Origin of the sequence: Burkholderia sp. Tr-20390 (genome assembly GCF_017104595.1) — a bacterium.
Lineage (GTDB): Bacteria > Pseudomonadota > Gammaproteobacteria > Burkholderiales > Burkholderiaceae > Burkholderia.
The window spans coordinates 41,246-60,894 of record NZ_JAAGPC010000040.1 but is presented as its reverse complement, the minus strand read 5'-3'; the positions used below and the strand labels follow the sequence as shown (position 1 = coordinate 60,894).

22 protein-coding genes are annotated in these 19,649 nt (G+C 67.8%); 9 read left to right on the top strand and 13 right to left on the bottom strand.

Annotated elements, in window-relative coordinates; all coding sequences use genetic code 11:
- From G3N98_RS13770 to G3N98_RS13760, 3 genes are all read right to left on the bottom strand, one after another.
- Nucleotides 1-160: zf-HC2 domain-containing protein (locus tag G3N98_RS13770; RefSeq protein ID WP_206148461.1), on the bottom strand; the 160-nt coding region annotated here is incomplete at its 3' end.
- Nucleotides 150-791, bottom strand: a complete 642-nt coding sequence (locus G3N98_RS13765) for an RNA polymerase sigma factor (protein ID WP_175237177.1) — start codon at nucleotides 789-791, stop codon at nucleotides 150-152. The genes G3N98_RS13765 and G3N98_RS13770, both read right to left, overlap by 11 nt.
- Nucleotides 792-968: 177 nt before the next feature.
- The gene (locus G3N98_RS13760; RefSeq protein ID WP_089425595.1) at nucleotides 969-1,880 is read right to left on the bottom strand and encodes a LysR family transcriptional regulator; all 912 of its coding nucleotides are present in this window, start codon (nucleotides 1,878-1,880) and stop codon (nucleotides 969-971) included.
- A 172-nt stretch (nucleotides 1,881-2,052) separates the two neighbouring features.
- On the opposite strand from G3N98_RS13760, the gene gcl reads away from it, so the two are divergent.
- The 5 genes from gcl to lysM all read left to right on the top strand — a co-directional run bounded on the left by gcl (nucleotide 2,053) and on the right by lysM (nucleotide 6,545).
- Nucleotides 2,053-3,828 (top strand): glyoxylate carboligase, encoded by a 1,776-nt coding sequence (gene gcl, locus G3N98_RS13755; RefSeq protein ID WP_206148459.1) that lies wholly within the window; start codon nucleotides 2,053-2,055, stop codon nucleotides 3,826-3,828.
- A 43-nt stretch (nucleotides 3,829-3,871) separates the two neighbouring features.
- On the top strand, nucleotides 3,872-4,681 hold the full coding sequence (hyi, locus tag G3N98_RS13750; protein ID WP_206148458.1) for a hydroxypyruvate isomerase: 810 nt from the start codon (nucleotides 3,872-3,874) through the stop codon (nucleotides 4,679-4,681).
- Between the two features lie 35 nt (nucleotides 4,682-4,716).
- Nucleotides 4,717-5,616 carry a 2-hydroxy-3-oxopropionate reductase gene (locus tag G3N98_RS13745; protein WP_346779086.1) on the top strand — a complete coding sequence of 300 codons (900 nt, stop codon included), beginning with the start codon at nucleotides 4,717-4,719 and terminating at the stop codon, nucleotides 5,614-5,616.
- Between the two features lie 321 nt (nucleotides 5,617-5,937).
- Complete coding sequence (locus G3N98_RS40180; protein ID WP_256991391.1) at nucleotides 5,938-6,063, top strand: hypothetical protein; 126 nt, start codon at nucleotides 5,938-5,940, stop codon at nucleotides 6,061-6,063.
- A gap of 11 nt (nucleotides 6,064-6,074) precedes the next feature.
- Nucleotides 6,075-6,545, top strand: coding sequence for a peptidoglycan-binding protein LysM (gene lysM / locus G3N98_RS13740; protein WP_039367010.1), 471 nt, complete (start codon nucleotides 6,075-6,077; stop codon nucleotides 6,543-6,545).
- 97 nt (nucleotides 6,546-6,642) lie between these two features.
- Here lysM and G3N98_RS13735 read toward each other — a convergent pair whose 3' ends face one another.
- On the bottom strand, nucleotides 6,643-7,665 hold the full coding sequence (locus tag G3N98_RS13735; protein WP_206148457.1) for an asparaginase: 1,023 nt from the start codon (nucleotides 7,663-7,665) through the stop codon (nucleotides 6,643-6,645).
- A gap of 261 nt (nucleotides 7,666-7,926) precedes the next feature.
- On the opposite strand from G3N98_RS13735, the gene G3N98_RS13730 reads away from it, so the two are divergent.
- The 3 genes from G3N98_RS13730 to G3N98_RS13720 all read left to right on the top strand — a co-directional run bounded on the left by G3N98_RS13730 (nucleotide 7,927) and on the right by G3N98_RS13720 (nucleotide 9,766).
- Nucleotides 7,927-8,217, top strand: coding sequence for a PsiF family protein (locus G3N98_RS13730; protein WP_043188161.1), 291 nt, complete (start codon nucleotides 7,927-7,929; stop codon nucleotides 8,215-8,217).
- A 281-nt stretch (nucleotides 8,218-8,498) separates the two neighbouring features.
- Nucleotides 8,499-8,948, top strand: coding sequence for a hypothetical protein (locus G3N98_RS13725; RefSeq protein WP_206148456.1), 450 nt, complete (start codon nucleotides 8,499-8,501; stop codon nucleotides 8,946-8,948).
- Between the two features lie 230 nt (nucleotides 8,949-9,178).
- Entirely contained in the window at nucleotides 9,179-9,766 is a 588-nt protein-coding gene (locus G3N98_RS13720; RefSeq protein ID WP_069248150.1) for a YSC84-related protein, read from the top strand.
- A 106-nt stretch (nucleotides 9,767-9,872) separates the two neighbouring features.
- Here G3N98_RS13720 and G3N98_RS13715 read toward each other — a convergent pair whose 3' ends face one another.
- From G3N98_RS13715 to mltG, 9 genes are all read right to left on the bottom strand, one after another.
- Nucleotides 9,873-10,937 (bottom strand): glycosyltransferase family 4 protein, encoded by a 1,065-nt coding sequence (locus G3N98_RS13715; protein ID WP_089425599.1) that lies wholly within the window; start codon nucleotides 10,935-10,937, stop codon nucleotides 9,873-9,875.
- 239 nt (nucleotides 10,938-11,176) lie between these two features.
- Nucleotides 11,177-12,355 (bottom strand): AAA family ATPase, encoded by a 1,179-nt coding sequence (locus tag G3N98_RS13710; RefSeq protein ID WP_089440274.1) that lies wholly within the window; start codon nucleotides 12,353-12,355, stop codon nucleotides 11,177-11,179.
- A gap of 30 nt (nucleotides 12,356-12,385) precedes the next feature.
- On the bottom strand, nucleotides 12,386-13,558 hold the full coding sequence (locus G3N98_RS13705) for a mechanosensitive ion channel domain-containing protein (protein ID WP_089425601.1): 1,173 nt from the start codon (nucleotides 13,556-13,558) through the stop codon (nucleotides 12,386-12,388).
- Between the two features lie 89 nt (nucleotides 13,559-13,647).
- A complete protein-coding gene (locus G3N98_RS13700) occupies nucleotides 13,648-14,004 on the bottom strand; it encodes a Rap1a/Tai family immunity protein (RefSeq protein ID WP_006485939.1) in 357 nt (118 codons plus the stop codon).
- Nucleotides 14,005-14,123: 119 nt separating this feature from the next.
- Nucleotides 14,124-14,834, bottom strand: a complete 711-nt coding sequence (locus G3N98_RS13695; protein ID WP_089425602.1) for an ankyrin repeat domain-containing protein — start codon at nucleotides 14,832-14,834, stop codon at nucleotides 14,124-14,126.
- A 43-nt stretch (nucleotides 14,835-14,877) separates the two neighbouring features.
- Nucleotides 14,878-15,657 carry a TatD family hydrolase gene (locus tag G3N98_RS13690; RefSeq protein ID WP_175025973.1) on the bottom strand — a complete coding sequence of 260 codons (780 nt, stop codon included), beginning with the start codon at nucleotides 15,655-15,657 and terminating at the stop codon, nucleotides 14,878-14,880.
- Nucleotides 15,658-15,798: 141 nt separating this feature from the next.
- A complete protein-coding gene (locus G3N98_RS13685) occupies nucleotides 15,799-16,827 on the bottom strand; it encodes a DNA polymerase III subunit delta' (RefSeq protein WP_206148455.1) in 1,029 nt (342 codons plus the stop codon).
- A gap of 19 nt (nucleotides 16,828-16,846) precedes the next feature.
- Nucleotides 16,847-17,467, bottom strand: coding sequence for a dTMP kinase (gene tmk, locus G3N98_RS13680; protein ID WP_039367036.1), 621 nt, complete (start codon nucleotides 17,465-17,467; stop codon nucleotides 16,847-16,849).
- Nucleotides 17,467-18,486 carry an endolytic transglycosylase MltG gene (mltG, locus tag G3N98_RS13675; RefSeq protein WP_089473034.1) on the bottom strand — a complete coding sequence of 340 codons (1,020 nt, stop codon included), beginning with the start codon at nucleotides 18,484-18,486 and terminating at the stop codon, nucleotides 17,467-17,469. The genes tmk and mltG overlap by 1 nt, the downstream gene beginning before the upstream one ends.
- A gap of 77 nt (nucleotides 18,487-18,563) precedes the next feature.
- On the opposite strand from mltG, the gene G3N98_RS13670 reads away from it, so the two are divergent.
- Nucleotides 18,564-19,598 (top strand): folate-binding protein YgfZ, encoded by a 1,035-nt coding sequence (locus tag G3N98_RS13670; protein WP_206148454.1) that lies wholly within the window; start codon nucleotides 18,564-18,566, stop codon nucleotides 19,596-19,598.
- Nucleotides 19,599-19,649: the final 51 nt, after the last annotated feature.

Genomic DNA, 19,649 nt, shown 5'->3' with positions numbered 1-19,649 from the left:
CGGCCTGGCGCACGGCCTGCACCAGCGTGACGATCCGCGCGCGTTCGCGGCGGCACGCTTCGCATCCTTCGACATGCTGCTGGACCCGCAACGCATCGGGCGCCGACAGCTCGCGGTCGACGTCCGCGTCCAGCAACGCTCGCACTTCGTTACAGTCCATCGATAGCCTCCGATGCGGTTCCGCCAGCCGGCGCACGGCCCGGCCTGCCTTCGGCCGCCGGTGCCGGCTCGCCGCCCAGCAGCGCGGCGAGCTTGCGCCGGCCGCGTGCGAGCCGCGACATCACGGTGCCGACCGGCACGTCCGCGATCGCCGCAATCTCGCGGTAGCTCAGGTCCTCCATCTCGCGCAGCACGAGCACCTCGCGGTATTCGGGTGCCAGCTTCGCGAGCGCTTCGTTCACGAGCCGCACGTTCTCGCCGCGCAGCAGGTGCGCGAGCGGATCGTCGGTCGCGGGTTGCCAGTCGTCGGGCACGTCGGTGTCGTCGAGCGTGTCGGGCAGCGCAACCTCGTGCGCATGCGTGCGGCGCCGCCATTCCGTGTACCAGGTGTGGCGCACGATCGTCAGCAGCCACGGCCGGGCGTTGTCGCCGCGACACGAATCGACGAAGCGCAGTGCGCGCATGCACGCGTCCTGGACGACGTCGTCCGCATCGCCGGCGTTGCCGCTCAGCCAGCGCGCGAGGTTGTACGCGGCGTCGAGATGCGGCAGCACGAGCGTACGAAACCGCTCGCCGCGCGCCACCGCGTCGTCTGCCGACCGCTCTTCGATCGCCTGTCCGGCTTGCCCCACATGGCCTCCCTGGTCCCGGCGGCCGAAGCCGCGCCCGTTCCGAGCACGGCGCCCGGACAGACTGGCAACGTGCACGCTTGATGACCTTACCGTCGTTGCGTCGAGTTTATTCCCGCGCCGCGCGCCCGAAGCGTAAAAAATCGCCGGTCGGTCCTGTGGCCGGGCCGCCCGCGCCGGTTACGGCGTGGTGCTCCAGTAGCCCGGGCTCGCGTAAGCGGCGCGCAGGTAGTCGATGAAGTAGCGCACGCGCGCCGGCACGTAGCGCTGCTGCGGGTAGACCGCGAGGATGTCGTAGTCGGGCAACGCATATTCGTCGAGCACGGTTTCAAGCTCGCCCGTCTCGAGCTGCGCGGCGATCTCCCACGTGGAGCGCCAGCCGAGCCCGAGACCTTCGGCCACCCAGCGGTGCAGCAGCTCGCCGTCGTTGCAGTCGAGATTGCCCGCCACGCGCATCGTCGCGATCTTGCCGTGGCGCTGGAAATACCACCCGCGGTTCTGCCCGCCCTGCAGGTTGAACGCCAGGCAGTTGTGCTTGAGCAGGTCGTCGAGCGACTTCGGCCGGCCGTGCTGGCGGAAATACTCGGGCGTGCCGCACACGACACGCCGGTTCGATGCGAGCTTCACCGCGACGAAGTTCGGATCGACCGCCCCGCCGATCCGGATCGACAGGTCGTAGCCTTCGCGCACGAGATCGACGACGCGGTCGGTCAGGTTGAACGACAGCTGCATCTCGGGCTTGTCGGCCAGAAAGCCGGGGGCGTGCGGCGCGACGTGCTTGCGCCCGAATGCGGCCGGCGCTGACACGATCAGGTGGCCGCTGACCGCGCGGCGCCCGGCGGCCAGCTCGTTTTCGGCCTGGTCCCATTCGGACAGGAGGCCGCGACAACGCTCGAGGAACGCGGCGCCCTCCTCGCTGACCACCAGCCGCCGCGTCGAGCGGTACATCAGCTTCACGCCGAGACGCTTTTCGAGCGCGTCGATGCGCCGCCCGAGCACCACCGGCGACACGCCCTCCTCGAGCGCCGCCGCCGCGAGGCTGCCGGCATCGGCCACCCGCACGAACGTCTCGATCTGCTTGAAGCGATCCATCTCCCGTCTCCGTCTCTGTGCCGGCACCGGCGGAAAGCCCCGCCCGGCCGTCATTCCATACTTTTAGTTTCGAAAAAAGCGACTTCGGCTGATCTTATCAAACCTTTCCTGCATCCCTAAAGTGTCCCCAACAGACCCATTTGCAAGATCCACCCCATTCAAGGAGACATTCATGGCCAAGATGAGAGCCGTCGACGCAGCTGTGCTCGTGCTCGAGAAAGAAGGCATCCAGACCGCGTTCGGCGTGCCGGGCGCAGCGATCAACCCGTTCTACTCGGCCATGCGCAAGTCGGGTGGCATCAGCCACGTACTGGCACGCCACGTCGAAGGCGCGTCGCACATGGCCGAAGGCTTCACGCGTGCGGCCCCGGGCAACATCGGCGTGTGCATCGGCACGTCGGGCCCCGCCGGCACCGACATGATCACCGGTCTCTATTCCGCTTCCGCCGACTCGATTCCGATCCTCGCGATCACCGGCCAGGCACCGCGTGCCCGCCTGTACAAGGAAGACTTCCAGGCCGTCGACATCGAGTCGATCGCGAAGCCCGTCACGAAATGGGCCGTCACCGTGCGCGAGCCGGCGCTCGTGCCGCGCGTGTTCCAGCAGGCATTCCACCTGATGCGCTCGGGCCGTCCGGGCCCGGTGCTGGTCGACCTGCCGATCGACGTGCAGCTCGCCGAAATCGAATTCGACATCGACACGTACGAACCGCTGCCGGTCTACAAGCCCGCGGCCACCCGCGCGCAGATCGAGAAGGCGCTCGCGATGCTCAACGACGCGGACAAGCCGCTGATCGTGTCGGGCGGCGGCGTGCTCAATGCAGCGGCGGAAGACCTGCTCGTCCAGTTCGCCGAAACGATCGGCGTGCCGGTGATCCCGACGCTGATGTCGTGGGGCGCGATTCCGGACGACCACCCGCTGATGGCCGGCATGGTCGGCCTGCAGACGTCGCACCGCTACGGCAACGCCACGATGCTCGCGTCCGACTTCGTGCTCGGCATCGGCAACCGCTGGGCGAACCGCCACACGGGCAGCGTCGAGGTCTATACGAAGGGCCGCAAGTTCGTGCACGTCGACATCGAGCCGACGCAGATCGGCCGCGTGTTCGGCCCGGATCTCGGCATCGTGTCGGACGCGAAGGCCGCGCTGGAACTGTTCGTCGCCGTCGCACGGGAATGGAAAACCGCCGGCAAGCTGAAGGACCGCAGCGCATGGGTGGCGGAATGCCAGGAACGCAAGCGCACGCTGCAGCGCAAGACGCACTTCGACAACGTGCCGGTCAAGCCGCAGCGCGTGTACGAAGAGATGAACAAGGTGTTCGGCCGCGATACGTGCTACGTCAGCACGATCGGCCTGTCGCAGATCGCCGCCGCGCAGTTCCTGCACGTGTTCAAGGCGCGTAACTGGATCAACTGCGGCCAGGCCGGCCCGCTCGGCTGGACGATCCCCGCCGCGCTCGGCGTGCGTGCGGCGGACCCGAGCCGCCCGATCGTCGCGCTGTCCGGCGACTACGACTTCCAGTTCATGATCGAGGAACTGGCCGCCGGCGCGCAATTCAAGCTGCCGTACGTGCACGTCGTCGTGAACAACTCGTACCTCGGGCTGATCCGCCAGGCGCAGCGTGCATTCGACATGGACTACTGCGTGCAGCTCGCGTTCGACAACGTGAACGCGCCGGAACTGAACGGCTATGGCGTCGACCACGTGGCCGTCGCGGAAGGCCTCGGCTGCAAGGCGCTGCGCGTGTTCAAGCCGGAAGAGATCGAGCCGGCGCTGCGCCAGGCGCAAACGCTCGCGGAAGAGTTCAGCGTGCCGGTGGTCGTGGAAGTGATCCTCGAGCGCGTGACGAACATCTCGATGGGCACCGAAATCGACGCGATCAACGAATTCGAGGATCTCGCCGAAAAGGCCGAGCACGCACCGACCGCGATCTCGATGCTCGACTGAACCGCACGACATTTTTGACTGACCGACCGAAGAGGCTTAGCTCATGCCGAAGTTTGCTGCAAACCTGACCATGCTGTTCAACGAAGTGCCGTTCCTCGACCGCTTCAAGGCGGCCGCCGACGCGGGCTTCGACGCCGTCGAGTTCCTGTTCCCGTATCCGTACGCGAAAGAGGAACTCGCCGAGCGGCTCGAGGCGCATCGCCTGCGCCTCGTGCTGCACAACCTGCCCGCCGGCAACTGGGACCAGGGCGAGCGCGGCATCGCGTGCCTGCCCGATCGCGTCGGCGAGTTCCAGGAAGGGGTCGGCCGTGCGATCGAGTATGCGAAGGCGCTGAAGGTGCCGCAGCTGAACTGCCTCGTCGGCATCCCGTCGGCCAGCACGGCGCGCGACAAGACGTTCGTCACGATCGTCGACAACCTGCGCTTTGCCGCCGATGCGTTGAAGCGCGAAGGCATCCGCCTGCTCGTCGAGCCGTGCAACAGCTTCGACATCCCGGGCTTCGCGCTGAACCGCTCGTCGGAAGGGCTCGACGTGATCCGCGCGGTCGGCTCGGACAACCTGTTCCTGCAGTACGACATCTATCACATGCAGCGCATGGAAGGCGAACTGGCCGCGACGATCGAACGCAACCTCGCATCGATCGGCCACGTCCAGCTCGCGGACAACCCGGGCCGCAACGAGCCGGGCACGGGCGAGATCAACTACGCGTTCCTGTTCGCGTTGCTCGACCGGCTCGGCTATGCCGGCTACGTCGGCTGCGAGTACAAGCCCCGCACCACCACGACGGAAGGCCTCGGCTGGCTGCAAAGCGTCGCCGGCTGCGCACCGGGCTCGGCGCGTCGCGCCGCCTGAGATCCGCCCTTTCCGTTTTCAGCCCTATAGGAGACATTCACATGGCAACCATCGGTTTCATCGGCCTCGGCATCATGGGCGCGCACATGGCGCGCAACCTGCTCAAGGGCGACCACCAGCTCGTCGTGAACGGCGCGTTCCCGATCCCGGACGACCTGCGCACGAGCGCGAAGGTCGTCGCAAACTCGACCGAAGTCGCAAAGAACGCGGACATCATCATCTCGATGGTGCCGGACACGCCGGACGTGCGTAACGTGCTGTTCGCCGACGACGGCGTCGCGAAGGGCCTGACGGCCGGCAAGCTCGTGATCGACATGAGCTCGATCTCGCCGCTCGACACGCAGGAATTCGCGAAGCAGATCAACGCACTCGGCTGCGACTACCTCGACGCGCCGGTGTCCGGCGGCGAAGTCGGCGCACGCGAAGCGACGCTGACGATCATGGTCGGCGGCCCGGAGGCGGCATTCGAGCGCGCCAGGCCGCTGTTCGAGAAGATGGGCAAGAACATCACGCTCGTCGGCGACAACGGCGCGGGGCAGACCTGCAAGGTCGCGAACCAGATCATCGTCGCGCTGAACATCGAGGCGGTCGGCGAAGCGCTGCTGTTCGCCGCACGTTCGGGCGCTGATCCGGAGCGTGTGCGCCAGGCGCTGATGGGCGGCTTCGCCGCGTCGCGCATCCTCGAAGTGCACGGCGCGCGGATGACGAAGCGCACGTTCGATCCGGGCTTCCGCATCGAGCTGCACCAGAAGGACCTGAACCTCGCGCTCGACGGCGCACGCAAGCTCGGCCTCGCGCTGCCGCATACGGCCAGCGCGCAGCAGCTGTTCAGCGTGTGTGCGTCGCACGGCGGCAAGGCATGGGATCACTCGGCACTCGTGCGCGCGCTCGAGATCATGTCGAACTTCGAGATCGGCCAGACGCCGGCCGCGTAACACGGCTGCAACGATGCGCGTTTCCGCTGCGATGGCGGACGCGCGCGACAGACACACGTGACCGGCACGGCCGGTCGCATCGATGCGCGACACGCTCGCGCATCACGGTGGGGCGCCCCGCCCTGCACTGCCGATGGCATGCGGGACGGGGCGAAAAACGCCGCTCTGGGCTGAGAGCGGCGTGGTGGGGTCCGCAGCGGCACCCGGCGACGCCGGGGAAGCCTTGGTCGGTCAGACGTCGTCGTCGGGTGTCCGCCTGTCGGATTTCGCGTATTACATTTCTTTACGTTCAAGCGTGCGATTTTTCATGCAATCGTCGTCATGAACGCCTACACTTTCGCCACGCCTTTCGAGAAAACCGCCGCGCTAGCGTTCACCTCCGTTGACCGCGCCCAGCGCGGTGTTTTTTTCGCCACTTCACGGCGCGTTTTCTTTTCAACCACCTAAGGAGTGCAACGATGGGTCTTCTTTCGTTTATCAAAGAGGCGGGTGAAAAACTGCTGGGTCATGCCGATGCGCAAGCCGCGGAAGATCCGAATGCCGCAAACCAGACCGCGGCCGATGCCATCAAGAACTACATCAACACGCAAGGTCTCGACACGTCGAACCTGACCGTGGCGTTCGACGGCGCATCGCGCACCGTGACGCTGTCGGGCAGCGTCGCCGACCTCGACACGAAGGCCAAGGTCAAGGTCGCGGCCGGCAACGTGCAAGGCGTCGCGGGCGTCAATGACGACGATCTGCAGCCGGACGATCCGGAAGTGCAGTACCACGACGTGAAGCCGGGCGACACGCTGTCGGCGATCGCCAAGGAAGTCTACGGCGACGCGAACAAGTACCCGGTGATCTTCGAGGCGAACAAGCCGATGCTGTCGAGCCCGGACCGGATCTACCCGGGCCAGAAGCTCGTGATTCCGCCGCAGTCCTGAGCATTGTTGCCGGACTGACGGACAAAAAAAGCAGGCCGATGGCCTGCTTTTTTCATGGTGACGCGCGCGGCCCGCGCCGCGCGTATCGGTCAGCCGGTCATAGCGTATCGAACACGCGCTGCAGCGCGTCGCGGCCGTGAATGCCGTTCGCGAGCGCGAGCATCAGCAGCACCCGCGCCTTGAACGGGTTCAGCGACCCTGCGCTCACGAAGCCGAGCGCATCGTCGCTCGCGGCGCCGTTGCGCATCACGTGCCCCGACCCGACGCGCGACGCGCGAACCACCGCGACGCCTGCCTTCACCGCATCGGCCAGCGCCGCCTGCAGCGTCGCATGGATCGAGCCGTTGCCCGTGCCCGCGACGACGAGACCGCGCACGCCGGCCGCGACGAGCGCGTCGACGGCCGTGCGCGTCACGCCCGCGTAGCTCGCGACGACTTCGACGGGCGGCCACGCGACGGCGATCGCCAGTTGCGTGTCGCGCGAACGCGTGACGTGGCGGGCAAATTCCACCCGGCCGTCCTGCACCCAGCCGAGCGCGCCGAGCTCCGGCGACTGGAATGCATCGACCGCATAGGTACTCGTCTTCACGACGTCGCGCGCGCCGTGGATCCGGTTGTTGAATGCGACCAGCACGCCCTGCCCGCGCGCGGACGGATGTGCGGCCACCGTCACCGCATTCAGCAGGTTCAGCGGGCCGTCGGACGACAGCGCGGTCGCCGGCCGCATCGCGGCCGTCAGCACGACCGGCTTGTCGCCGTTGACGACCAGGTGCAGCGCATACGCGGTTTCCTCGAGCGTGTCGGTGCCGTGGGTGATCACGATGCCGTCGACCGCCGGGTCGGCCATCAGCGCGTCGATCCGCGCGGCGAGCGTATTCCACAGCGGCAGCGCGAGATCCTTGCTGTCGATGCTGGCGATCTGCTCGGCGTCGATGCGCGCGACGGACGCAAGCGCCGGCACTGCGTCGACCAGGAAAGTGACGCCGAGCGCGCCGGCCTGGTAGCCGGCCGTGCTGGCTGCGTCGGGCGCGGCGCCGGCGATCGTGCCGCCGGTGGCGAGCACGGCGATGCGCGGCAGGGCCGACGCGGACGAAGGGGATGCGGAATTCGAAGTGTTCATGGCCGCGATTGTAAAGGCTTGCGGCCAGGTTCCGGCGCGGCGACCGAGGCCGGCCGCCGCGCATCATGGTTTGTCCCGATCGTCCGGCAACACGTGCCGTCAACGGCCGTGGCATCCGCAACGTTATAGAAAGTGCCGTTTTGGTGTTTTCACATTGATTTGCCATAATCGGAGCGCGCTGTGCGATGCGACCCTATCGCCATTGCACGGTGCTTCGTGACGGCGTCGATAACACGCAATTCACCCCATGGGAGTGTCGAAATGAAAATCCAATCGCTCGTAGCCGCAGTGCTTCTCGGCGGCATGCTGGCTTCCCCCGCGTTCGCGGCGAACAGCCAGCAGGACAAGATGAAGGCCTGTAACACCCAGGCAGCCGGCAAGACGGGCGACGAACGCAAGGCGTTCATGAAGGACTGCCTGTCGGCGAAGCCCGCGAAGGCCATGTCGCAGCAGGAAAAGATGAAGGCGTGTAACACGCAGGCCACCGGCAAGAAGGGCGACGACCGCAAGGCGTTCATGAAGAGCTGCCTGAGCAGCCAGCCGGCCGCCTGAGTTCCGGCGCTCCCGTATCGAATGCCGCGCACCGCTTCGGCGGGCGCGGCATTCTTGTTTTCGTTGCACGCGCATCGACGCGCCCCGCTCGGCCCCGCCGCCGCGCCGTTGCAACAGCCTCCCGCCCCGCTTTTCCAGCCTGCCGTACCGGCGCCGCCACATGGTGCGGCAATTCGCCGCGTTTTCTTCTATGATGGCTGCAACGCGGCCCATCCAAGTACAAGAAGCGCCATCGGGCCGCCCTCGAGACAGACGCGCACACGCGTCAAACGGAGGCATGGATGGCATGGAGACAACACCGCTGGTTCCGCCGCTGGCTGATCGTGATCGTGTTCTGGGCCGTGCCCGTCGCGATCGTCGCCGTGCGCGAGATCCGCGAGGAAATGGCGTACAACAAGGCGGACCTGCAACTCGCGCTGACCACCTGGCAGCTCAGCGACGCGCAGCAGGCCGCCGGCGCCGCCGCGAAGTGCCAGGGGGATCCTGACGAGGCGCGCGCGGCCGGCTGCCCGGCCGACGTGCTCGCCGCCAATGCACCGCGCCAGCAGGCAGCCCGCGACGAATACGTGGTGCGCCGCAATACGCTCGCAGGCTACCTGTGGCATGCGTTCGTCGGCTACTGGGTCGTGCCGGCCGCGTTCCTGTTCGCCTGCGGGGTCGTGATCGCGCTGATCCGCCGCGCGCTGCGCCGTCCCCCGATAAAGCCGCCTGTTCCACCCGTCACGCACTGATGCGCGCGGCAGCCGCCGCCGTCCGATCAAACGCAGTGTTTCCCGCATGCCGACCCGACGTCGGCGCGCGGTTGCCGGTTCGTCCGTTGGCGCGCCGCGACATCCCCGAGCGATTTGACGCTTTTTCACGCTGCAACGAAAAGACGCTGTAATCCGCTGTGATATAACTGCCGACGTGATCCGCTCCCTGAGCGAGACTCACTCCGAACATCATCCGATGGAGAAGAACGATGCAAAAACGGAATCTTGTGCTGAAAGCCGCCGCGGCGCTCATCGTCGGTAGCCTCGCGCTCACCGGTTGCACCACCACCCCGGACAAGCCGGACAACGCCGCAACGAACGCGTCGAAGCGCCAGGCAATCGACTCGAGCGTCGACGCCACGCTGTCGCGCATGTACTCCACGGTCAAGGGTTCACGCGAACTCGTCGCGAAGTCGCGCGGCGTGCTCGTCTTCCCGGACGTCATCCAGGCCGGCTTCATCGTCGGCGGACAGTCCGGCAACGGCGCACTGCGCGTCGGCGGCAGCACGGTCGGCTACTACAACACGTCGTCGCTGTCGGTCGGCCTGCAGGCCGGTGCGCAGTCGAAGGCGATCGTGTTCCTGTTCATGACGCAGGAAGCGCTCGATGAATTCCGCGGCTCGGACGGCTGGGCAGCCGGCGCAGGCGCGTCGGTCGCGCTCGTGAAGATGGGCGCGAACGGCGCGGTCGACTCCAACACGGCCACCGCGCCGGTCCAGGTCGTCGTGCTGACGAACGCGGGCCTGATGGGCGACGTGTCGATCAACGGCACGAAGGTCACGAAGCTGAAGATCTGACGCTCACGCACCGCCCGTGCGCACCGCGCGCGGGCCATGCACAAACGGCGATGTCCTTGCGGGCATCGCCGTTTTTTTCATCCGCGCGCGTCGTGCGCCTCGCGCGTCAGGTCGTCGAGTCGATCACCTTGAAGCGCGAGCGCTTCTGCGCGCGGATCACCGACTGGTAGACGTCGACATACTGCTGCGCCATGCGGCGCGACGTGAAGCGTTCCTCGAAGCGCTGCCGCACGCGCGCTCGCGGCAGCAGGTGCAGGCGGTTCACGGCGGCCACCGCGCTGATTTCGTCCTCGACGATGAAACCCGACACGCCCTCGTCCACCACTTCGGGCACCGCGCCGCGATTGAACGCGATCACCGGCGTGCCGCACGACATCGCCTCGATCATCACCAGGCCGAACGGCTCCGGCCAGTCGATCGGGAACAGCAGCGCATGCGCGCCCGACAGGAATTCGGCCTTCTGGTGATCGGCGATCTCGCCGATGAATTCGACGTGCGGCAACGCGAAGAGCGGCTTGATCTCGCGCTCGAAGTATTCCTGGTCGGCCGCGTCGATCTTGGCGGCGATCTTGATCGGCAGCCCGCACTGGCGGGCGATGCGGATCGCCGTGTCGACGCGCTTCTCCGGCGAGATGCGGCCGAGGAACGCGAGATAGCGGGGCTCGACCGGCTGCGGCATGTACAGCGTATCGGGCAGCCCGTGGTAGACCGTCGTCAGCCATTTCGCCTGCGGCAGCGGCTGGCGTTGCGCGTTCGAGATCGAGATCACCGGCGCCGTGTTGAACGTGTCGAACACCGGCTGCTGCTCGGGCAGGTCGAGCCGGCCGTGCAGCGTCGTCACGTAGGGCGTTTCCTGCCGGTTGAAGACCGAGAACGAGTAGTAGTCCATGTGGAAATGGAGCACGTCGAAGTCCTTCGCGCGGCGCGCGACCGTCTCCATCAGCAGCATGTGCGGCGCGACCCGGTCGCGGATCGACGAATCGAGCCGCAGCGCCCGCGGCCAGACCGGCTCGAGCTTCGCCCGCGTCGTCGAATCGCCGCTCGCGAACAGCGTCACGTCATGGCCGAGCTCGACGAGCGCCTCGGTGATGTAGGACACGACGCGCTCCGTCCCGCCGTACAGCTTCGGCGGTACCGATTCGGTCAGCGGCGCGATCTGGGCAATTCTCATGGTCCACGTCTCCTGTGTCCTGTCCGTTGCGTCACGGCCGGCGGGCCTTCGGGCTTTCACGCCCCGGCCCCCCATGCAGCGCCGGCCGGATATCCCTTCATTATTCGCGATCCCGCTGCACGGAACCGCCCGTCTTTCATTTTATGGGTGTTGTTACAGGCAGGATACATTCCGCCCGCCGGGCCGATCCGGCCCCCGATGCGACGATCGCGCCCGAACGCATGCCGCCGCCCTGCCCGTCAGCGTGACGGCCACTTCCATGGCGGCAGGTCGCGCGTATCGGCATCGACGAGCCCGGTCGCGCCAAGCTGCTTGTCGAGCACCAGCGATTCGCAGCCGGCCTCGCGCTCGAGCGTCGCGATGAGCCGCGCCGCGTGCGACACGACGAGCACCTGCGAACGCTGCGCCGCCTGCGCGATCAGGCGGCCGAGCGCCGGCAGCAGATCCGGGTGCAGGCTCGTCTCCGGTTCGTTCAGCACCATCAGCGCCGGCGGCCGCGGGGTCAGCAGCGCGGCCGCGAGCAGCAGGTAGCGCAGCGTGCCGTCCGACAGCTCGGCCGCCGCGAGCGGCCGCAGCAGTCCCGGCTGACGCATCAGCACGTCGAAGCGGCCACGGCCGCCCGGATTGTCGATCTCGACCGACGCACCGGGAAACGCGTCGTCGAGCGCCGCATCGAGCGCCGCGCCGTCGCCGATCTCGCGAATCGTCTGCAACGCGGCGGCCAGGTCGGCGCCGTCGTCCGCGAGCACCGGCGTATGGGTGCCGATATGCGACTGACGCGCCGGCGCCTGCGCGTCGGTCCGGAAATGGTCGTAGAAGCGCCACGAGCGGATCCGTTCGCGCACCGCGATCATCTCTGGGGCGCCGGTCGGATCGGCGAACTCGGTCATCATGCTGTCGAAGCTGGCCACCGGCTGCGGAATCGTCTGCCAGTCGCCCGATGCGGTGCGCGCGCGGATCTGCGCGCCCTGCCGGTCGACCAGCAGCGTCGACGGGCGCAACATCGCGCCGCCCCAGATGCACTCGCGCTTCACCACTGGATCGAGCGAGAACTGCGTCGCGTCGTTCTTCACCGGCATGCCGAGATCGATCGCATAGCCAAAATCGTCGCAGGCGAAGCCAAGCTTCAGGCTTACGGGCCCCTTGCGCACCGTGCCGGTGACCGGTGCATCGCCGTCCAACATCGCCCGTGAAAAGCGCTCAGGGCCGGCCCACAACGTCGACGGCAACCCGCCTTCGCGGGCAAGCGACGGGATCACGCGCCCCTGCGCGGTATCGGCGAGCAGCCGCAGTGCGCGGTACACGCTCGACTTGCCGCTGCCGTTCGGCCCCGTGACGACGTTGAGCGCCGCGAGCGGCACGATCAGCTCGCGCAGCGAGCGGTAATTGGCGATGGCGAGCGTGTTCAGCGCGGTCATGACGATGGAAGGTGAGCGTGCGGGCCGCTGTCAGCGGCCTTCGGCGGTCTGCGGGTCGGCCGCGGTATTGGCGGCCGTGCTGGCGGCAGGCGAGCGCGCGTGCGGCCGTTCGGGATTCGGCGCGTCCGGCGCGGCATCGTGCGGATACAGTTCCATCCGGCTGCGCGGCAGGCATTGCGGATAGCGGTCCTGCAGGTAGGCGATCAACCCTTCGCGCACGCGGCAGCGCAGGTCCCAGCACGATGACGAATCGGCCGCGCTCACGAGCGCGCGCAACTGCATCGTGCGCTCCGTCGCGTCGGTCACCTGAAGCACCTGCACGCGGCCGTCCCACTCCGGCGCCGCGTGGACGAGCCGCGCGAGTTCCTCGCGCAGCGGCGCGAGCGGCGTACGGTAATCGACCGACAGATAGACCGTGCCGATGATTTCCGAGCTGCTGCGCGTCCAGTTCGTGAACGGGTTCTCGATGATCCATTGCAGCGGCACGACGAGGCGCCGCTGGTCCCACAGCCGCACCGACACGAACGACCCGGTGATTTCCTCGATGCGCCCCCACTCGCCCTGGATCACGACCACGTCGTCGAGCCGGATCGGCTGCGTGAGCGCGATCTGCAGCCCGGCGATCAGGTTGCCGAGCACCGGCCGTGCGGCAATACCGGCGACCAGGCCCGCGACGCCGGCGGACGCCAGCAGGCTTGCGCCGACCTGGCGCACGTTCGGGAACGTCATCAGCGCGGCGCCGGTGCCGATGATCACGATCAGCACCATCACGGTCCGCACGAGCACCTTGGCCTGCGTGTGGATGCGCCGGGCCTGGAGGTTGTCGGCCGTATCGATCGGATGCGCCTGGATGATGGCGTCGCCGACGCCGGCCGCCAGCCGCACCAGCAGCCACGTGAGCGAAACGATGGAGCCGACCGCCGCCGCCGTGCGCATGCCGCGCACGAACGCCATGCCGTCGTCGGCCTGGACCCACAGGAATTCGAGCGCCAGCAGCGCGAGCACGACGAGCGACGGCCGGTCGATGTAGCGCAGGATCGCGCTCATCAACGGATACGGCTGCGCGATGCGCTTGACGATGCGTGCGCCGAGACGGTGCACGACCGTGACGACCAGCAAGACGATGACGGACACGGCCAGCGTGCCGAGCCATGAATGCAACGGCGCATCGGTGATGCGCTGCAGTTCCTCGATTGAAATCATCGGCGCCCGTGGGTTGTGAGGCGCGCACGCCTCGTCCTGGATGCGTCGGCGACGCCCGGGCCGCGCGCGGGCCCGGACACGGCGTCAGGTCAGTTGCCGCTCCTGCAGGGAAACGCCTTGCCGAGACCGAGCGACACCGCGGTGCTCGCGTTGTAGTCGGCCAGCTTCGGATTTTCCGCGATGTACTTGCGCACCGCGTCGGTCATCTGCTGCGCCCGGATGTCGGGCGGCAGGCAGAAATACTGGCCGACCCGCGGCCCGGTCGTGCCGCCGATCGCATCGATGGTGTTGTAGACGCCGTCGGCGGCGCCTTCGATGTAGGCCGCGCACGACGCCCGCGATTTGACGTCCGTCTTCGCGCACAGCCGGTCGAGATCAGCGCCCGTGAAAGCCGCCGCCGACAACGGCACGGCAAACGCCGCGGCACAAAACATTGCGCGCAACATGGTGTTCCTTATGTCAATGCGGCCCGAGGCCGCCTGCTGCCTTGGCCGGCGCGGCGCCGGGACGCCCTGCTCCGGCCGGAAACCGGCCGGGCGGGCACCGTCTGCCGCACCGAAAACCGTCATTTTGCACTCTTTTGCGCCTCTGCCGGCGTCGATGCCCCGATGCGGGTCGTCCGCTTGCTCAGGATCTCGATCGCGTCCGGCGCGTTGTAGTGCTTCGCGAATTCGAGCGCGGTGATGCCGAGCTGGTTCTTCACCTGCGGATCGGCGCCCTGGTCGAGCAGCAGCGTGACCGTCGACGGATGGTTGCCGCGTGCGGCCATCATCAGCGGCGTCGTGCCGTTCGGCGAGGCGGTATCGATATACGCGTCGTGGTCGAGCAGCAGCTTCACGACTGCGTCCTGGCCATTGGTGGCCGCGTAGTGCAGCGGCGCCCAGCCCTTCTTGCTGACTTCCGCGCCCTTGTCGATCAGCAGCTTCGCGAGGCCGACGTCGCCGTTCAGCGACGCGAGCATCAGCGCGGTTTCGCCGGCCTTGTCTTCCTTCTCGAGGTCGACGTTCGGCGTCGTGGCGAGCGCCGCCGCGACCTTGTCGGACTTCTCGCGCGCGGCGATCACGATCAGCGGGTCGCCGTTCGGCGCGATCGTGTTCGGGTCGAGCTTGCCGCTCTTGAGCTGCTTGCCGATGTCGGCGATGTCGTCGAACTTGACGGCCTTGACGATCGCATCGAGCGATTCGGCATGCGCGCCGGCTGCCGCGAACAGGCCGCTCGCAACGAGCGCGGCGGCAACGAGTGCACGTTTCGGCAGATGGTTGGTCGGCTTCGTCATTGTTGTGGGCTCCTTCCCTGGGTTGTCGGCTGTGCGCCCGTCGTTAGCGGGCGATCTTGAACAGCCGGAAAAAGTTCTGCGTCGTCGCATCGGCAAGCGCCTCGACGGCGATCCCGCGCTCGGATGCGATAAAGCGTCCGACATGGCTGACGTACGCAGGTTCATTCGGCTTGCCGCGATACGGCACCGGCGCGAGGTACGGCGAGTCGGTCTCGATCAGCAGCCGGTCGAGCGGCACGCGCCGCGCGACGTCCTGCACGTCGGTCGCATTCTTGAACGTGACGATGCCCGACAGCGAGATATGGAAGTTCTGCGCGAGCGCCTGCTCGGCCACCGGCCACGGCTCGGTGAAGCAGTGCATCACGCCGCCCGGCACGTCCGCGCGCTCCTCGGCCATGATCCGCAGCGTGTCCTCCGACGACGAGCGCGTGTGGATGATCAGCGGCTTCATCGTCGCGGTCGCGGCGCGGATATGCGTGCGAAAGCGTTCGCGCTGCCATTCCATGTCGGCGATCGAGCGGCCTTCGAGACGGTAGTAGTCGAGGCCCGTTTCGCCGATCGCGACGACCTTCGGGTGCGCGGCCAGCTCGACGAGCTCCGCGAGCGTCGGCTCGTGCATGTCCTCGTGATCGGGATGCACGCCGACCGACGCATAGACGTTGTCGTGCGCGTCCGCGATCGCCAGGACCTCCGGCAGCGTCTCGAAATCGACCGACACGCACAGCGCGTGCGTGACGTCGTGCTCGCGCATGTTCTCGAGAACGGCCGGCAGGCGGTCGGCCAGGCCCTTGAAATTGATATGGCAGTGAGAGTCGACGAACATCGTGTTTCCTGAATACGTAAGGCGGGCGCTCATGCGCGCGCCGGCATGCGGCAACGGGCGGCGTTCGCGGGCCGGACGGCCACGGTCGCGTCGCGGCGTGGGCCCGTCATCGTTTCGCAACCCACGAGAAACAATGCCGGGTCACGCGAACATTTCCCGGTAACCGAGAAACAATTCCTCGAATACGAGCCGCGCGTTGAGCGGATGGTTCTCGACCGTCCGCTGCCGCGTCACGGCCTTCATAAAGCGCGCGAACGCGTTCGCATCGACCGCTTCCGCGCAGCGCGCGAGCGCCGCCGCGTGCATCGGGAAGTAGCGCGGCGCGCCCGCCATCCGCTGCGCGAGCAGATCGTATAGCCAGCGCTGCAGCCAGCCGAGCACCAGCGGCACCGGCAGTTTCTGCAGCGTCTCGCCGCACGCGAACGGGTCGCAGGCCGCCCCGGCCGCGAGCTGCCCGAGCGTGTAGTCGCGCAGCGGGCGGTTCTCGTCGCTCGCGAGCGCCAGCGCGGCGAGCGGCGCACCGCCGGCCTCGGCGAGCAGCGCCGGCGCCTGATCGATGCCCTGCGCGGCGAGCCAGGCCGCGGCCGCGTCGGGCGCCGGCACCGCCATCGGCCACTGCCGGCAGCGGCTGATGATGGTCGGCAGCAGGCGGTCGATGCGCGCCGACACGAGCAGGAACACGACGCCGGACGGCGGTTCCTCCAGCGTTTTCAGCAGCGCGTTCGACGCGGCGACGTTGAGCGCCTCGGCCGGATACAGCACGACGACGCGCGCGCCGCCGCGGTGCGAACCGACCCCGCAGAAGTCGAGCAGCGCGCGCACCTGCTCGATCTTGATTTCCTTGCTCGGCGCCCGCGTCTTCTTGCCGCCTTCGTCCGTGTCGGCCGCTTTCGCGTCGTCCGCGGCGCCCGGCGCCTCGCCCGCCAGCGCCTCGGGCAGCACGATCCGGTAGTCCGGATGGTTGCTCTGCGAGAACCAGGTGCAGGCCGCGCAGGCGCCGCAAGGCTCGCCGTTCGGCTGCGGCGATTCGCACAGGAAGCCCTGCGCGAGATGCTGCGCGAACTGCAGCTTGCCGATCCCGGCCTGGCCATGCAGCAGCAGCGCGTGCGGCCATTGCGCACGCAGTTGCTGCAGGCGGTTCCAGTCGTCGGTTTGCCACGGATAGATCATGGGGTGCGTTCCTTGCGAATTACAGCGCGGCGAGCACGCGTTCGAGCTGCTGGCGGATCTCGGGAATCGTCTGCGTCGCATCGACGATCGCGAAGCGGTGCGGCGCTTCTTCCGCGCGCCGCAGGTACTCGCTGCGCGTGCGCGAGAAGAACGCGTCGGATTCGCTCTCGAACTTGTCGGGCATGCGCGCGGCGCCGCGGCGCTCGCTCGCCACCTGCGGCGCGACGTCGAACAGCACCGTCAGGTCGGGCTGGAACCCGCCCTGCACCCAGCGCTCGAGCGTCTCGAGCTTGTCGCGCGGCAGCCCGCGGCCGCCGCCCTGGTACGCGAACGTCGCATCGGTGAAGCGATCGGATACGACCCAGTCGCCGCGCGCGAGCGCCGGCTCGATCACGAGCGCGAGATGCTCGCGGCGCGCGGCGAACATCAGCAGCGCTTCCGTCTCGAGATCCATCGGCTGGTTCAGCAGGATCTCGCGCAGTTTCTCGCCGAGCTGCGTGCCGCCCGGCTCGCGGGTGACGACGACTTGCCGGCCGGCCGCGGCCAGCTTGCCCTGGAGGCGTTCGCAGAACCATTGCAGGTGGGTGGTCTTCCCCGCCCCGTCGATGCCTTCGAACGTGATGAATTTACCGCTCGCCATTATTGACCTCGTATGTACTTGTCCACGGCCTTGTTGTGGTCGCCGAGCGTGTCCGAGAACACGCTCGTGCCATCGCCTTTCGCGACGAAATAGAGCGCGCTCGTCGGTGCCGGATTGATCGCCGCCTGCAGCGCGGCCACGCCCGGCAACGCGATCGGCGTCGGCGGCAGCCCGCGTCGGGTGTAGGTATTGTAAGGAGTGTCGGCCTGCAGGTCGCGCTTGCGCAGGCGACCGTCGTACGCATCGCCGAGCCCGTAGATCACCGACGGATCGGTCTGCAGCGGCATGCCGATGCGCAGCCGGTTCGCGAACACGGCCGCGACGAACGCGCGGTCGGCCGCATGGCCCGTTTCCTTTTCGACGATCGACGCGATCGTCAGCGCTTCGTAAGGCGTCTTGTACGGCAGGCCCGGCACGCGCGAGGCCCAGGCCTCGTCGAGACGCGTCTGCATCAGATGGTACGCGCGCCGGTAGATGTTCAGGTCGCTCGTGCCCTTGTCGAACAGATAGGTGTCGGGGAAGAACAGCCCCTCGCCGCTGCCGCGCTGCACCGCGCTGTCCGGCGCGCCGATCGCGCGCAGCAGCTCGGCGTCGCTCATGCTGGCCGTCGCGTGCGCAAGATCGGGGTTCGAGTCGAGTTCCGCGCGCATCCGCTTGAAGGTCCAGCCTTCGATGACGGTCGCGACGTACTCGTTTACGTCGCCGCGCGCGATCTTCTGCAGCACCTCGTAAGGCGTGATGCCGGTCTTGAATTCGTAGTTGCCGGACTTGAGCCGGCTCGACAGCCCGAGCACGCGCGTCATCGCAACGAAGCCGAGCGGCGCGACCGGCACGCCGCCACGCTTCAACTGCAGCGCGACGCTCTTCACGCTGCTGCGCGGCTTGATCGTGACGTCGAGCGATGCCGAACCCAGCAGCAGTGGCCGGGTTGCCCAATAATACCCGCCGCCCGCGCCGGCAGCGGCCACGACGACGGCCAGCGCCACGATCGTCGCGGCGCATTTCTTCAGTAGGGACATGGAAACGTGACTCAGGTAAGACCCATATAATACTTGCTCGCCTCCGTCAAAGTCAGGGTTGACTGTTCCCTCATTCCATGAGCACACCGTTCGCTTCACCGGCAGTCCAGGCCGCACCCGCCTCGCTCCCCGTTTTCCCCCGTCCGTCCGCCGCCGATTTCGATGCGCCGGGCGCCTGCATGCCGTTGCCGCAGTTCGGCGTGATCGACGTGGCCGGCGATGATGCCGCGACGTTCCTGCACAGCCAGCTCACCAACGACATCGAACATCTCGACGCCGCGAGCGCGCGGCTGTCCGGCTATTGCTCGCCGAAGGGGCGCCTCCTCGGCTCGTTCCTCGCGTGGCGCGCCGGCCACGGCGTGCGCCTGCTGGTGTCGAAGGACGTGCAGGCCGCCGTGCAGAAGCGGCTGTCGATGTTCGTGCTGCGCGCCAAGGCGAAGCTGACGGATGCGAGCGACACGCTCGCGGTGGTCGGTTTCGCGGGCGACGTGCGCGACGCGCTGTCGGGCATCTTCGACGCGCTGCCGGATGGCGTGCACGTGAAGGTCGACGGCCCCGCCGGCACGCTGATCCGCGTACCCGACGCAGCCGGTCGCAAGCGTTATCTGTGGATCGGCCCGCGTGCCGAAGTCGACGCGCGCATCGCCGCGCTCGGCGGGTCGCTGCCGGTCGTGTCGCCGGCCGTCTGGGACTGGCTCGACATCCGCGCGGGCGAACCGCGCATCACGCAGCCGGCCGTCGAACAGTTCGTGCCGCAGATGGTCAACTTCGACGTGATCGGCGCCGTCAACTTTCGCAAAGGGTGCTACCCGGGCCAGGAAATCGTCGCGCGCAGCCAGTACCGCGGCACGATCAAGCGCCGCACGGCGCTCGCGCACGTCGCCGGCGAGACCGATACCGTGCATGCCGGCGTCGAGCTGTTCCACAGCGACGATCCCGGCCAGCCCTGCGGGATGATCGTCAACGCGGCGGCCGCACCCGCGGGCGGTGTCGACGCGCTCGTCGAGATCAAGCTCGCCGCGCTCGACAGCGGCACGGTGCACCTCGGTTCGGCCGACGGCCCGGTGCTCGCATTCGATACGCTGCCGTACGCGTGGCCGACGGAAGCGTGATGCACTGACAACCCGTTCGCGCGCCGGCTCGCGAGTCGCAGCCGGCGCCCG